The organism is Pseudomonas sp. TKO26, from assembly GCF_003225665.1.
Taxonomy (GTDB): Bacteria; Pseudomonadota; Gammaproteobacteria; order Pseudomonadales; family Pseudomonadaceae; genus Aquipseudomonas; species Aquipseudomonas saponiphila.
The window spans coordinates 1-13,780 of sequence record NZ_QKLN01000036.1 but is presented as its reverse complement, the minus strand read 5'-3'; the positions used below and the strand labels follow the sequence as shown (position 1 = coordinate 13,780).

The 13,780-nt window shown below is 61.3% G+C and carries 14 protein-coding genes and 2 pseudogenes; 12 read left to right on the top strand and 4 right to left on the bottom strand.

Features of this window, described 5'->3' with window-relative positions:
• Positions 1 to 204: 204 nt before the first annotated feature.
• Together DNK59_RS24320 and argB are read left to right on the top strand one after the other, a co-directional pair.
• Positions 205 to 1,605: pseudogene (locus DNK59_RS24320) on the top strand (phosphomannomutase/phosphoglucomutase); the annotation flags it as partial.
• 24 nt (positions 1,606 to 1,629) lie between these two features.
• The gene (gene argB, locus DNK59_RS24315) at positions 1,630 to 2,535 is read left to right on the top strand and encodes an acetylglutamate kinase (protein WP_016967157.1); all 906 of its coding nucleotides are present in this window, start codon (positions 1,630 to 1,632) and stop codon (positions 2,533 to 2,535) included.
• Positions 2,536 to 2,621: 86 nt separating this feature from the next.
• Here argB and pyrE read toward each other — a convergent pair whose 3' ends face one another.
• Positions 2,622 to 3,266, bottom strand: coding sequence for an orotate phosphoribosyltransferase (gene pyrE / locus DNK59_RS24310; protein WP_011064226.1), 645 nt, complete (start codon positions 3,264 to 3,266; stop codon positions 2,622 to 2,624).
• Positions 3,267 to 3,347: 81 nt separating this feature from the next.
• Here pyrE and DNK59_RS24305 point away from each other — a divergent pair, with 81 nt between their 5' ends.
• Positions 3,348 to 4,127 (top strand): exodeoxyribonuclease III, encoded by a 780-nt coding sequence (locus DNK59_RS24305; RefSeq protein ID WP_011064227.1) that lies wholly within the window; start codon positions 3,348 to 3,350, stop codon positions 4,125 to 4,127.
• A gap of 61 nt (positions 4,128 to 4,188) precedes the next feature.
• On the opposite strand, the gene DNK59_RS24300 is transcribed toward DNK59_RS24305, so the two are convergent.
• Both DNK59_RS24300 and rph read right to left on the bottom strand, forming a co-directional pair.
• Positions 4,189 to 4,557, bottom strand: coding sequence for a DUF4870 domain-containing protein (locus tag DNK59_RS24300; RefSeq protein ID WP_016964144.1), 369 nt, complete (start codon positions 4,555 to 4,557; stop codon positions 4,189 to 4,191).
• A 30-nt stretch (positions 4,558 to 4,587) separates the two neighbouring features.
• Entirely contained in the window at positions 4,588 to 5,310 is a 723-nt protein-coding gene (rph, locus tag DNK59_RS24295; RefSeq protein ID WP_016964145.1) for a ribonuclease PH, read from the bottom strand.
• 269 nt (positions 5,311 to 5,579) lie between these two features.
• Between rph and DNK59_RS24290 the strand changes: the two genes are divergently transcribed.
• The 6 genes from DNK59_RS24290 (at position 5,580) to DNK59_RS24265 (ending at position 10,870) form a co-directional block, all read left to right on the top strand.
• Complete coding sequence (locus DNK59_RS24290) at positions 5,580 to 6,443, top strand: YicC/YloC family endoribonuclease (RefSeq protein WP_110724908.1); 864 nt, start codon at positions 5,580 to 5,582, stop codon at positions 6,441 to 6,443.
• Between the two features lie 10 nt (positions 6,444 to 6,453).
• Positions 6,454 to 7,074, top strand: coding sequence for a guanylate kinase (gene gmk / locus DNK59_RS24285; protein WP_092317619.1), 621 nt, complete (start codon positions 6,454 to 6,456; stop codon positions 7,072 to 7,074).
• 168 nt (positions 7,075 to 7,242) lie between these two features.
• The gene (gene rpoZ, locus DNK59_RS24280) at positions 7,243 to 7,506 is read left to right on the top strand and encodes a DNA-directed RNA polymerase subunit omega (RefSeq protein ID WP_007921129.1); all 264 of its coding nucleotides are present in this window, start codon (positions 7,243 to 7,245) and stop codon (positions 7,504 to 7,506) included.
• 57 nt (positions 7,507 to 7,563) lie between these two features.
• A complete protein-coding gene (gene spoT / locus DNK59_RS24275) occupies positions 7,564 to 9,669 on the top strand; it encodes a bifunctional GTP diphosphokinase/guanosine-3',5'-bis pyrophosphate 3'-pyrophosphohydrolase (RefSeq protein WP_092317622.1) in 2,106 nt (701 codons plus the stop codon).
• Between the two features lie 24 nt (positions 9,670 to 9,693).
• On the top strand, positions 9,694 to 10,074 hold the full coding sequence (locus DNK59_RS24270) for a RidA family protein (protein WP_110724907.1): 381 nt from the start codon (positions 9,694 to 9,696) through the stop codon (positions 10,072 to 10,074).
• A 55-nt stretch (positions 10,075 to 10,129) separates the two neighbouring features.
• A complete protein-coding gene (locus tag DNK59_RS24265) occupies positions 10,130 to 10,870 on the top strand; it encodes a hypothetical protein (protein ID WP_092317625.1) in 741 nt (246 codons plus the stop codon).
• A gap of 42 nt (positions 10,871 to 10,912) precedes the next feature.
• Here DNK59_RS24265 and DNK59_RS24260 read toward each other — a convergent pair whose 3' ends face one another.
• Positions 10,913 to 11,770 carry an NAD-dependent epimerase/dehydratase family protein gene (locus DNK59_RS24260; RefSeq protein WP_110724906.1) on the bottom strand — a complete coding sequence of 286 codons (858 nt, stop codon included), beginning with the start codon at positions 11,768 to 11,770 and terminating at the stop codon, positions 10,913 to 10,915.
• A gap of 189 nt (positions 11,771 to 11,959) precedes the next feature.
• Here DNK59_RS24260 and exbB point away from each other — a divergent pair, with 189 nt between their 5' ends.
• From exbB to DNK59_RS24245, 3 genes and pseudogenes are all read left to right on the top strand, one after another.
• On the top strand, positions 11,960 to 12,958 hold the full coding sequence (gene exbB, locus DNK59_RS24255; protein WP_110724905.1) for a tonB-system energizer ExbB: 999 nt from the start codon (positions 11,960 to 11,962) through the stop codon (positions 12,956 to 12,958).
• A 6-nt stretch (positions 12,959 to 12,964) separates the two neighbouring features.
• A complete protein-coding gene (exbD, locus tag DNK59_RS24250; protein ID WP_110724904.1) occupies positions 12,965 to 13,393 on the top strand; it encodes a TonB system transport protein ExbD in 429 nt (142 codons plus the stop codon).
• Positions 13,390 to 13,780, top strand: a pseudogene (locus DNK59_RS24245) (energy transducer TonB); the annotation flags it as partial. The gene exbD and the pseudogene DNK59_RS24245, both read left to right, overlap by 4 nt.

The window sequence follows — 13,780 nt, the reverse complement described above, 5'->3', positions numbered from 1 at the left end:
AAGGGCCAATGACCGCGGCTATCTGCATCACGCTTCGGGCCCGCCAGGCCGGGCCTTTGAGCCGCCAAGCCCCGGCAGGCCCGGGGTAGATAGCACTTTCACACTACGAACTCTATGCTGAAACCGCCGTCATACCCTTGAGCTTGAGCCCGCCGGCCCGCCATTTACCGGCCGTACTGCCCCCCTTCAGATGGAGCACCCTCAGTGATGAGCAACGCAGCTAACGTCGCCCCGACATTCCCTGACAGCATCTTCCGCGCCTACGACATCCGCGGCGTTGTACCGCAATCCCTGACCGCCGAAACCGCGTACTGGATCGGCCGCGCCATCGGCTCCCAGAGCCTGGCTCAGGACGAGCCCAACGTCTGCGTAGGCCGGGACGGCCGCCTGTCCGGCCCGGAGCTGGTGGAGCAACTGATTCAGGGCCTGCACGACAGCGGCTGCCACGTTGCCGACGTGGGCCTGGTGCCGACTCCAGCCCTGTACTACGCCGCCAATGTCCTGGCCGGCAAGTCCGGGGTGATGCTCACCGGCAGCCACAACCCGTCGAACTACAACGGCTTCAAGATCGTCATCGCCGGCGACACCCTGGCCAATGAACAGATCCAGGCCCTGCACCAGCGCCTCAAGAGCAACGACCTGAGCAGCACCCAGGGCAGCGTCACCCGGGTCGACATCCTGCCGCGCTACGCCGAGGAGATCACCCGCGACATCAAGCTGGCCCGACGCCTGAAGGTCGTGGTGGACTGTGGCAACGGCGCCGCCGGGGTCATCGCTCCGCAGCTGATCGAAGCCCTGAACTGCGAAGTCATCCCGCTGTTCTGCGAGGTGGACGGCAACTTCCCCAACCACCACCCGGATCCGGGCAAGCCTGAAAACCTCGAAGACCTGATCGCCAAGGTCAAGGAAACCGGGGCCGACCTGGGCCTGGCCTTCGACGGCGACGGCGATCGCGTCGGCGTGGTGACCAACACCGGCAGCATCGTCTACCCCGATCGCCTGCTGATGCTGTTCGCCAAGGACGTGGTGGCGCGCAACCCGGACGCGGAAATCATCTTCGACGTCAAATGCACTCGGCGCCTGATTCCGCTGATCAAGGAATATGGCGGTCGTCCGCTAATGTGGAAGACCGGTCACTCGTTGATCAAAAAGAAAATGAAACAGACCGGCGCCCTGCTGGCCGGCGAGATGAGCGGCCACGTGTTCTTCAAGGAGCGCTGGTTCGGTTTCGACGACGGCATTTACAGCGCCGCACGGTTGCTGGAGATTCTCAGCAAGGAAAAATCCACTGCAGAAGAGTTGTTCGCGACCTTCCCGGACGATATTTCTACGCCGGAGATCAATATCCATGTGACCGAAGAGAGCAAATTCAGCATCATTGATGCCCTGCACGACGCGCAATGGGGCGCAGGCGCCGACCTGACCACCATTGACGGCGTACGAGTCGACTATGCCAAGGGCTGGGGCCTGGTTCGCGCCTCCAACACCACCCCTGTGCTGGTGCTGCGCTTCGAGGCTGATGACGAAGCCGAGCTGCAGCGGATTAAGGACGTGTTCCACGTCCAGCTGAAACGTGTTGCACCTGATCTCCAACTACCGTTTTGACTGTTTGAAGCACCGGAGCCCTGAATGACCATCGAACGCGATGCCGCCGCCAATACCGCCAAGGTCCTATCCGAAGCGCTGCCTTACATTCGCCGCTATGTCGGCAAGACCCTGGTGATCAAGTACGGCGGCAACGCTATGGAAAGCGAGGAGCTGAAAACCGGCTTCGCCCGCGACATCGTGCTGATGAAGGCTGTCGGGATCAACCCGGTGGTGGTGCACGGCGGCGGCCCGCAGATCGGCGACCTGCTCAAGCGCCTGTCGATTGAAAGCCACTTTGTCGATGGCATGCGCGTGACCGACGCGCAAACCATGGACGTGGTGGAGATGGTCCTGGGCGGCCAGGTCAACAAGGACATCGTCAACCTGATCAACCGGCATGGCGGCAGCGCCATCGGCCTGACCGGTAAAGATGCCGAGCTGATCCGTGCGAAAAAGCTCACCGTGACCCGCAAGACACCGGAAATGACCACGCCGGAAATCATTGATATCGGCCATGTGGGCGAAGTGGTCGGGATCAACACCGACCTGCTGAACCTGCTGGTCAAGGGTGATTTCATACCGGTGATCGCGCCGATTGGCGTTGGCGCCAATGGCGAGTCCTACAACATCAACGCCGACCTGGTGGCCGGCAAGGTGGCCGAAGCGCTGAAAGCCGAGAAGCTGATGCTGCTGACCAACATCGCCGGCCTGATGGACAAGTCAGGCAAGGTCTTGACTGGCCTGAGCACCCAGCAAGTCGACGAACTGATCGCCGACGGCACCATCTACGGCGGCATGCTGCCGAAAATCCGCTGCGCCCTGGAAGCGGTGCAAGGCGGCGTCGGCAGTTCGCTAATCATCGACGGTCGCGTGCCCAACGCGATTCTGCTGGAGATCTTCACCGATACCGGCGTCGGCACCCTGATCAGCAATCGCAAACGCCCTTAAGCGCCAGCGAAAAAAAGCCCCCGCCCGGAATACCGGGCGGGGGCTTTTTTGTCGACGCAATCTTTGCAGGAGCCGGCTCCTACAGGTCAGATGCCGTATTGCGCGCGGTAGGCTTCCACTGCGGGCAGATGCTGCTTGAGCGCTGGGTCGTCTGCCAGGAACTGGAGGACCTGGGTCAGGGAAACGATGCTCACCACGGGAATACCGAAGTCACGCTCGACTTCCTGGATCGCCGACAGCTCGCCGTTGCCGCGTTCCTGGCGGTTCAAGGCGATCAACACGCCCGCCGCCTTGGCACCATCCTGAGATTCGATGATCTGCATCACCTCGCGAATAGCGGTGCCTGCGGTGATCACGTCATCAATGATCAGCACATCGCCGGTCAATGGCGCGCCTACCAGGCTGCCACCTTCGCCATGCGCCTTGGCTTCCTTGCGGTTGAAGCACCAAGGCAGATCGCGCTGATGATGCTCAGCCAGAGCAACGGCCGTAGCCGCCGCCAGAGGAATGCCTTTATACGCCGGGCCAAACAGCACATCGAAGGGAATGCCGCTTTCGACGATCGCCGCGGCATAGAAACGCCCCAGCTGGGCCAGGGCCGAACCGCTGTTGAACAGGCCGGCATTGAAGAAGTAAGGGCTGGTACGCCCGGACTTCAGGGTGAACTCACCGAAGCGCAAAACCCCGCGATCGATGGCAAAACGAATGAAATCGCGCTGATACGCCTGCATGAAAAAACCCCAGATACCACGGATTTAGCTAATTAGGTAGAGCTCGGGTATCATACACGCACGTGATTTTTGGGGCCATTTATGCGGATCATCAGTGTGAACGTCAATGGTATTCAGGCTGCAGTGGAGCGTGGTTTGCTCAGTTGGCTGCAGGCACAGAATGCCGACGTCATCTGCCTGCAGGACACCCGCGCCTCTGCCTTTGAACTGGATGACCCAGCCTTCCAACTGGATGGCTACTTCCTTTATGCCTGCGATGCTGAAGTCCCCGCCCAAGGCGGCGTGGCTTTGTATTCGCGGTTGCAGCCGAAGGCGGTCATCAGCGGCCTCGGCTTCGAGACAGCCGATCGTTACGGGCGCTACCTGCAAGCCGATTTCGACAAGGTCAGCATCGCGACCTTGCTGCTTCCATCAGGGCAGAACGGCGATGAAGACTTGAACCAGAAGTTCAAGCTAATGGACGACTTCGCCCGTTATCTGGATAAGCAGCGGCGCAAACGTCGCGAGTACATCTATTGTGGCTCGCTGTACGTGGCGCAACAAAAGCTGGATATCAAGAACTGGCGTGACAGCCAGCAATCTCCAGGCTTCCTGGCACCCGAGCGTGCCTGGATGGATGAGATCATTGGCAACATGGGTTATGTCGACGCACTGCGCGAAGTCAGCCGCGAAGGCGATCAGTACAGCTGGTGGCCGGACAACGAACAGGCTGAGATGCTCAACCTGGGCTGGCGCTTTGACTACCAGCTGCTGACTCCCGGCCTGCGCCGCTTTGTCCGCAGCGCTCGCTTGCCGCGTCAGCCACGCTTCTCGCAGCACGCACCACTGATCGTGGACTATGACTGGACGCTGACCATCTAAGCGTCTTTTCAGAGCCACAAAAAAGCCGACAGCAATGTCGGCTTTTTTGTGGCTACCCACCCTACTTGATCAGGCGCCAGGTGAAGGGATAACGATACGGCACGCCCTCACCCGCCTTGACCCCACCAATGATGGTCAGCACCAGGGCGCCAATCGCCAGCAGGCCGAACATAAAGAAACCGATCACCACGATCATCAACAGGAAACAGACTGCTGACGCAATGGCAACCGTCAGCTGGAAGTTCAGCGCTTCCTTGCCCTGGGCATCGATAAAGGGATCCGTTTCGCGCTTCATCTGCCAGAGAATCAGCGGCCCGATCAGCGTACCGAAGGGAACCCAGATCCCCAGCAAGGCGGACAAGTGACAAAACATCGCCCATTGCCGGACTTCATGGCTCGGCGCAGGTTGTGGCAGTTGCTCATCACTCATGCTGCTCTCCTTGCTGAAGACCGGCGCCCATCAATCGGCGAGCGCCGCCTGCTGCAGTTGGAAAATCTCGTTCATGCCTTGCTGGGCCAGAGCCAGCATCGCATTCAGTTCGGCCGGCTGGAACGGCGCGCCCTCGGCAGTGCCCTGCACTTCGATGAAACCACCGGTGCTGGTCATGACGACATTGAGGTCGGTTTCGGCAGCCGAGTCTTCCAGGTAATCCAGGTCCAGGACCGGCTCACCCTGGTACATACCCACCGATACTGCGGCAATCATCTGCTTCAGTGGGTCGCCACCTTTCAGGCCGCCGCGCTTCTTGATCACTTTCAAGGCGTCGACCAGAGCCACCATAGCGCCAGTGATCGATGCGGTACGGGTACCGCCATCAGCCTGGATCACATCGCAATCGACATACAGGGTGATGTCGCCCAGCTTGGACATGTCCAGTGCGGCGCGCAGGGAGCGACCGATCAGGCGCTGGATTTCCAGGGTGCGGCCGCCTTGCTTGCCACGGCTGGCTTCACGCTGGTTACGCTCACCGGTGGACCGCGGCAGCATGCCGTATTCGGCCGTCAGCCAGCCCTGCCCCTGGCCCTTGAGGAAGCGTGGCACGCCATTCTCGACACTGACCGTGCAGATCACTTTGGTATCACCGAACTCGACCAGTACAGATCCCTCGGCGTGTTTGGTGTAGTTGCGGGTAATGCGGATCGAGCGGAGCTGATCGGCAGCGCGACCACTTGGACGTTTCATAGGGGAATACCTGTACGAGGACGGAAAACTGCCGGGCATTATAAAGCCCGCAACCGCGCCAGGGCACGCCTAAAAAGGCCAAAGGCGCATTTGTGCGTCAGATTGATCCTGTTGCGACGACCTGCGACCCATTGCCTGCAGCAGGGTTTGGGGCGCCTGCCGCACTGCGCTACAATCCTGCGCCTTCGCCGCCTACCGGCTTTAATTTATCTATCAGGCCTGCTCAGCCCGCTTGCGGTTGGCGTTGGCACTGAATCGGAGGTACCTCCATGGTGCATAGCATGACCGCCTTCGCACGGGTCGAACAGGCCGGAACCCGGGGCACGCTGAGCTGGGAGTTGCGCTCGGTCAACAGCCGTTACCTGGAGCCGCACCTGCGGTTGCCGGAAGCCTTCCGCGACCTCGAAGGTGTAATCCGCGAAGCACTGCGCCAGGGTTTGTCCCGAGGCAAAGTCGAATGCACCCTGCGCTTCACCGAGGAAACCACCGGCAAGCCATTGCAGGTCGACCGTGAGCGGGCAGCACAGCTGGTCGCAGCGGCCGAGACGGTTGCCGGCCTGATCAAGCAGCCGGCAGCCCTGAACCCACTGGAAGTCCTGGCCTGGCCTGGCGTGCTGGTGGCCGACGCCAGTGATCCGCAAGCCTTGAACAGCGATGCCCTGGCCCTGTTCAACCAGGGCCTGAAGGAATTGAAGAGCGGTCGCGAACGCGAGGGGGCCGAGCTGGCCCGCCTGATCAACGAGCGCCTGTCCTCCATAGAGGAAGATGTCGCGACACTGCGCGAGCTGGTTCCGCAGATGCTCGCGACCCAGCGCCAGAAAGTCCTCGACCGTTTCGCCGACATGCAGGTCGAGCTGGACCCGACTCGTCTCGAGCAAGAGATGGTCCTGCTGGCACAGAAAAGCGACGTCGCCGAAGAACTGGATCGCCTGAGCACCCACATCATCGAAGTACGTCGCGTGCTCAAGTCCGGCGGCGCTGCCGGGCGGCGCCTGGACTTCCTGATGCAGGAACTCAACCGCGAAGCCAATACCCTGGGCTCCAAGGCCTTCGACCCGCGCAGCACTCAGGCTGCGGTCAACCTCAAGGTGTTGATCGAGCAGATGCGCGAACAAGTGCAGAACATTGAGTAAGGCAACTGACATGACCCACAGCACCGGCACCCTGTACATCATTTCCGCTCCATCGGGCGCAGGCAAAAGCAGCCTGGTCAAGGCCCTGACCGACGCCAACCCGGAAATCCGCGTCTCGATCTCCCACACCACCCGCGCCATGCGCCCGGGTGAAGTGAATGGCGTGAACTATCACTTCGTCGAACGCAGCGAGTTCGTGAAGATGATCGAGCACGGCGACTTTCTGGAGCGCGCCGAAGTCTTCGGCAATCTCTATGGAACCTCGCAAAGCCACCTGCAGCAGACTCTGGACGAAGGCCACGACCTGATCCTGGAAATCGACTGGCAAGGCGCCGAGCAGGTGCGCAAGCTGATGCCACAGGCGCGTTCGATCTTCATCCTGCCACCGTCCTTGCAGGCCTTGCACCAGCGCCTGACCAACCGCGGACAAGACAGCGACGAGATCATCGATGGACGGATGCGTGAAGCCGTCAGCGAAATGAGCCACTACGTCGACTACGACTACCTGATCATCAACGACGATTTCGCCCACGCGCTGGACGATCTGAAGGCCATTTTCCGCTCCAATCAACTGCAACAGAAACGTCAGCAGCAGCGTTTCGGCAAGTTGCTGGCCGAACTGCTGGGCTAAAACAGCACTTCCCAAAACCGCTGCAAGCGCTTTACATTGGTACTTGCAGCGCGTTGAAGAGCTTGGTCAAAAAATCAGCGCTTCCCTAAACGCTGGTGTTTTTTTAAACTGCTGAGTCCGCTCGCCCATCCGGGCAGCGCGCATATTGCATTTGCTACGAGGAAGACCATGGCCCGCGTAACCGTTGAAGACTGTCTAGAACACGTGGATAACCGCTTTGAGCTGGTCATGCTCTCTACCAAGCGTGCCCGTCAACTGGCAACCGGCGGCAAAGAGCCGAAAGTGGCATGGGAAAACGACAAGCCTACCGTTGTCGCCCTGCGCGAAATCGCTGAAGGCCTGATCGACTATGCAGCCATCGCCGAAGCCGAAATCGTTGAAGACGAGCCGCTTTTTGCTGCTTTCGAGGACGAGTCCAACGAGGCCGTCTGAGCCTATGCCTGGTCGACGTAGCACGGCGCGGGATCACAGCTTACGGCAGGAGATATCATGCCGAGCATAGACGCCCTCGCCGATCGCTTATCGACCTATCTCGGCACGGACCAGGTCAATCTGGTCCGCCGAGCGTATTTCTACGCCGAACAAGCCCATGACGGCCAGCGCCGCCGCAGCGGCGAGGCGTACGTCACGCACCCACTCGCGGTAGCGAACATTCTTGCCGACATGCACATGGACCATCAGAGCCTGATGGCCGCGATGCTGCATGACGTGATCGAAGACACCGGCATCGCCAAGGAAGCGCTCAGCGCGCAGTTTGGTGAAACCGTGGCCGAACTCGTGGACGGGGTCAGCAAACTGACCCAGATGAACTTCGAGACCAAGGCCGAAGCCCAAGCGGAAAACTTCCAGAAGATGGCCATGGCCATGGCTCGCGATATTCGCGTGATCCTGGTCAAGCTGGCCGACCGCCTGCACAACATGCGCACCCTGGAAGTGCTCTCCGGCGAAAAACGCCGACGGATCGCCAAGGAAACCCTGGAGATCTACGCCCCCATCGCCAATCGCCTGGGCATGCACAGCATCCGCATCGAATTCGAAGACCTGGGCTTCAAGGCGATGCACCCGATGCGTTCCGCGCGAATCTACCAGGCGGTCAAGCGCGCCCGGGGCAATCGCAAGGAAATCGTCAACAAGATCGAAGAATCCCTCAGCCACTGCCTGGCCATCGACGGCATCCAGGGCGAGGTCAGCGGTCGCCAGAAGCACCTGTACGGTATCTACAAGAAAATGCGCGGCAAACGCCGGGCCTTCAACGAGATCATGGACGTCTACGCGTTCCGCATCATCGTCGACAAGGTAGACACCTGCTATCGGGTACTCGGCGCTGTACACAATCTGTACAAACCGCTGCCGGGACGCTTCAAGGACTACATCGCCATTCCCAAGGCCAACGGCTATCAGTCGCTGCATACCACACTGTTCGGCATGCACGGAGTACCGATCGAGATCCAGATCCGTACCCGGGAAATGGAAGAAATGGCCAATAACGGCATCGCCGCCCACTGGCTGTACAAATCCAGTGGCGACGAACAGCCCAAAGGCACCCATGCCCGCGCCCGACAATGGGTCAAGGGCGTGCTGGAAATGCAGCAACGCGCCGGCAACTCCCTGGAATTCATCGAGAGCGTGAAGATCGACCTGTTCCCGGACGAGGTCTACGTGTTCACGCCCAAAGGCCGGATCATGGAGCTGCCGAAGGGCTCCACCGCCGTGGACTTCGCCTACGCGGTGCACACCGATGTGGGCAACAGTTGCATCGCCTGCCGGATCAACCGCCGCCTGGCGCCGCTGTCGGAACCCCTGCAAAGCGGCTCCACCGTGGAAATCGTCAGCGCCCCAGGGGCACGCCCAAATCCGGCCTGGCTGAATTTCGTGGTCACCGGCAAGGCCCGTACCCACATCCGCCACGCCCTCAAACTGCAACGCCGCTCCGAGTCCATCAGCCTCGGCGAACGCCTGCTGAACAAGGTACTCAACGGCTTCGACAGCTCCCTGGAAAAAATTCCGGCGGAACGCATTCAGGCAATTCTTCAGGAATACCGCCTGGAACTGATCGAAGACTTGCTGGAAGACATCGGCCTGGGCAATCGCATGGCCTACGTCGTGGCCCGGCGCCTGCTGGGCGAAGGCGAACAGCTGCCAAGCCCGGAAGGCCCGCTGGCGATCCGCGGCACCGAAGGCCTGGTGCTGAGCTACGCCAAATGCTGCACGCCGATCCCTGGCGACCCGATCGTCGGCCACCTGTCCGCCGGCAAAGGGATGGTGGTGCACCTGGACAACTGCCGCAATATCAGCGAAATCCGCCACAACCCGGAAAAATGCATCCAGCTGTCCTGGGCCAAGGATGTCACTGGCGAGTTCAACGTCGAACTGCGCGTCGAGCTGGAACACCAGCGCGGCCTGATCGCGCTGCTGGCCAGCAGCGTCAACGCCGCCGACGGCAACATCGAGAAAATCAGCATGGACGAACGCGATGGTCGCATCAGCGTGGTCCAACTGGTGGTCAGCGTGCACGACCGCGTGCACCTGGCTCGCGTGATCAAGAAACTGCGCGCCCTGACCGGGGTCATCCGCATCACCCGCATGCGCGCGTAGCCCGTCCATTACAAGGAGTCATTCATGACCAAGACCGTTATCACCAGCGAAAAGGCCCCGGCCGCCATCGGCACCTACTCCCAGGCAATCAAGGCGGGCAACACCATCTACATGTCGGGCCAGATTCCCCTCGATCCAAAAACCATGGAACTGGTGGAAGGCTTCGAAGCCCAGACCGTCCAGGTCTTCGAGAACCTCAAATCGGTAGCCGAGGCCGCTGGCGGTTCGTTCAAGGACATCGTCAAGCTGAACATCTTCCTCACCGACCTGAGCCACTTCGCCAAGGTCAACGAGATCATGGGCAAGTACTTCCAACAGCCATACCCAGCCCGCGCCGCCATCGGCGTGGCCGCCCTGCCAAAGGGCGCACAGGTTGAAATGGATGCCATTCTGGTCATCGAGTAACACCCGCGGCGCAGCTGTTCAGGCTGCGCCGTTTTCGTTCTGAAAGGATTTCGTCATGCGCCAAGCGCTAGCTGTTTCGCTGCTCGCCGTATTGCTCGGCGGTTGTGCCAGCGACCCCGCCAAAAACGATGTCGGCGGCATCTGGATCAATCAGGTAGCGATCGACGCAGCCTCCAAGGGCGGCCCATTGCGTGAAGCGCTCCAGGCTTACGGCCCGAACCTGGAATGGGAACTCAACACCAAGGCAGGTCAGGCCCGTTACACCAATGGCTTCGAAACCATCGAAGGCAAGATCGTCAACGACGGTTCAAGCACTGCAAAGGTCGAGTTCTACGGCAGCGCCGCTACAGAGCTGAAACGCAACGGCAAGCAATTGCTGCAGGTGGCCAACGACAACGAACCCGAACAGGTATTCGTCCCACCCAAGGACCCGGCACCCGAAGGCGCGCCACTGGGCGCCAACTTTGAGCGCGCGCTGTACTCGGCCTACCTGGGCGGCACGTGGAAAATCGTCAGTGGTCCGGGAATGGGCAACGAAGTCCAGTTCCAGGCCAACGGCGCCGTGCAAGGCCTGCCGGGGGCCGATCGCTACGCCCTGTGCCTGGCCGGCGACTGCGCATCCATGAGCGGCGGCAACGACAGCATCTGGTTGCAGCTCAACGGCCAGGGCAATTCCTGGATCTTCGTGCGCAAGGACCAGCAGTTGGAGATCTTCCAGGCAGTGAACAGCGCACTGGCGGATGAAGTGCCATCGCTGATGCCGGGCAACCAGCAATGGCTGCTGCAAAAGCAATGACCCGTCTATAGCCGCTGCCCAAAGCAGCGGCTACGGTCCGATTCAGCCTTGCCCCTGAAGAATCGCCGCATAGCCCTGGCGATAACTCAGATAACGCGGCACCCAGCCCAAGGCCCGGGCCCGGGCATTGCTGCAGCGCTTGCTACCGGTGCGGCGCACGCTGGCATCATCCGCCCACTCGGTCACACCCAGGTATTCACGCAGCCAGCCGACCACCTCCGCCAGCGGCGCAGGCGCATCGTCGACGCCTATATAGCAATCTTCCAGGGCTGCACCACGACGGTCCGCCTCCAGCAGGAAAGCCAACAGGCCCGCCGCATCGTCGGCATGAATGCGATTGCCATACAAAGGCGGATCAATCGCCACCCGATACCCGCGACGCACCTGGGTCAGCAGCCATTCACGCCCCGGCCCGTAGATTCCGGTCAGGCGCACCCGCGTTGCAGGCAGCCCACTGTTCAAGGCCACCTGCTCGGCTTCCAGCATCAAACGGCCCGAGTAGCCGCTCGCCAGGGCCGGCGAGTTCTCATCGACCCATTCACCGCCCTTCTGCTCGTAGACACTGCTGCTGGACACGAACAACAGGCGCTTGGGCTGCTGACCATGCTGCTTGAGCCAGCTCAGCACATGCTGCAGGCCCTCGACATAGGCCGCGCGATACCCCGCCTCGTCATGCTCGGTGGCCGCCGCGCAGTACACCAGATAATCCAGGGGCGCCTGTGGCCAGTCCTTCGGGCACTGCTCGCTGAACAAGTCACCAGCGACGCCAATCACTCCCTGCGGCAGGCGCGAAACCGTCCGGCGCAAGCCATAAACCCGCCATTGCTCAGCCAGCAGTTGAGTCGCCAGGCGACTCCCGACATCACCGCAACCGGCGATCAAAACAGAGGGGGAGGACATCAGAAAACTCCTTTCAGAAAGGCCAAGACTAGCCTCGGCTTTGGATGAACGGCTAGAAATCGAGGAAAAATAGTTACTGTATTACTTTTGTTAACAAGAATTAATTGCAATAATAACCGCCCATTTGTTCTCGGCCCAGCGAGGCCTAGAAGGACATTCAACCCTTTCCTCCTCTCAGGTCCGGCCAGCATGACAAGCAATCCACTCTCCGCCTCGCCAACCAAACGCCCAAGCCCACTGCGCGCCGTAAGCGCGGTTGCTGCGCTGCTGTGCAGCCTGCTGCTGGCTCCGACCGCGGCCTTCGCCGACCAGCACGCCCCAGCCACCGCGCCCGCCGCCAGCGCTCCGGTCGCCGAACACCCTCAGACTGACCCGGCAGCCCCTCTGGCCACTGCGCCAGCCACCGATCCGGCCCATGCCGAAGGCCTTCCGGTAGCAGGCCAGGACAGCACCGAAGTCCTCGAAGCCGACAACAGCCTGGGCATGGCCCATGACCTGTCGCCCTGGGGCATGTACCAGAACGCCGACATCATCGTGAAACTGGTGATGATCGGCCTGGCCATCGCCTCGATCATCACCTGGACCATCTGGATCGCCAAAGGCTTCGAACTGCTGGGCGCCAAGCGGCGTCTGCGCAGTGAAATCGCCGCCCTGAAAAAGGCCACCACGCTCAAAGAGGCCAGCGCCACGGCCGCCAAGGAGGGTACCCTCGCCCACCTGCTGGTCCACGACGCCCTGGAAGAAATGCGCCTGTCGGCCAACAGCCGCGAGAAAGAAGGCATCAAGGAACGGGTCAGCTTCCGCCTTGAACGCCTGGTGGCTGCCTGCGGCCGCAACATGAGCAGCGGCACCGGCGTACTCGCCACCATCGGTTCCACCGCGCCGTTCGTCGGCCTGTTCGGCACCGTGTGGGGCATCATGAACAGCTTCATCGGCATCGCCAAAACCCAGACCACCAACCTCGCCGTGGTCGCCCCGGGCATCGCCGAAGCCCTGCTGGCCACCGCCCTGGGTCTGGTTGCCGCGATCCCTGCGGTGGTGATCTACAACGTCTTCGCTCGCTCCATCACCGGCTACCGCGCCCAGGTGGCCGACGCCTCGGCAGAAGTCCTGCTGCTGGTCAGCCGCGACCTGGACCACCAGCCAGCCGAGCGCTCCACACAACCGCACATGGTGAAAGTGGGGTAATCAGCCATGGGCTTACATTTGAAAGAAGGCGCAGGCGACGACCTGGCCGAAAACCACGAAATCAACGTCACGCCGTTCATCGACGTGATGCTGGTGTTGCTGATCATCTTCATGGTCGCCGCCCCGCTGGCCACCGTGGACATCAAGGTCGACCTTCCCGCCTCCAGCGCCAAACCGGCGCCGCGCCCGGAAAAACCGGTGTTCCTCAGCGTCAAGGCCGACCAGCGTCTGTTTATCGGCGAAGAGGAAGTCAAGGCCGAAACCCTGGGCACCATCCTCGACGCCCGCACCCAAGGCAAGAAGGACACGACCATCTTCTTCCAGGCCGACAAGGGCGTGAACTACGGCGATCTGATGAGCGTCATGGACAACCTGCGGGCCGCCGGCTACCTGAAAGTCGGCCTGGTCGGGCTTGAGACGGCAGCCAAGAAATGATCACGACGCGCCAAAGACTGACGCGTTACGGCGGTAGCCTGGCAGTGGTGCTGGGCGTCCATGCGCTGGCGATCTTCCTCGCCCTCAACTGGTCCAAACCACAACCAATACCCATTCCACCCCAGGCCATGGTGGTGGACCTGGCCCCTGCCCCCGTGCCGCCTCCGCCGGCCCCACCGAAGGTGGTGACCCCGCCGCACCCGCCCGCGCCGGTGGAAGAACTGCCGCTGCCCAAGCTCGCCGAAGCGCCGAAACCGACTATTTCAGTGCCCAAGCCGGCCAAGCCGAAGCCCAAGCCACAGCCGCCAAAACCGGTGGTCAAGCCCGAGCCGCCCAAGGAAAAGCCTTCCGAGGAAAAGCCCAGCGACGCTCCGGTCACACCCGCCC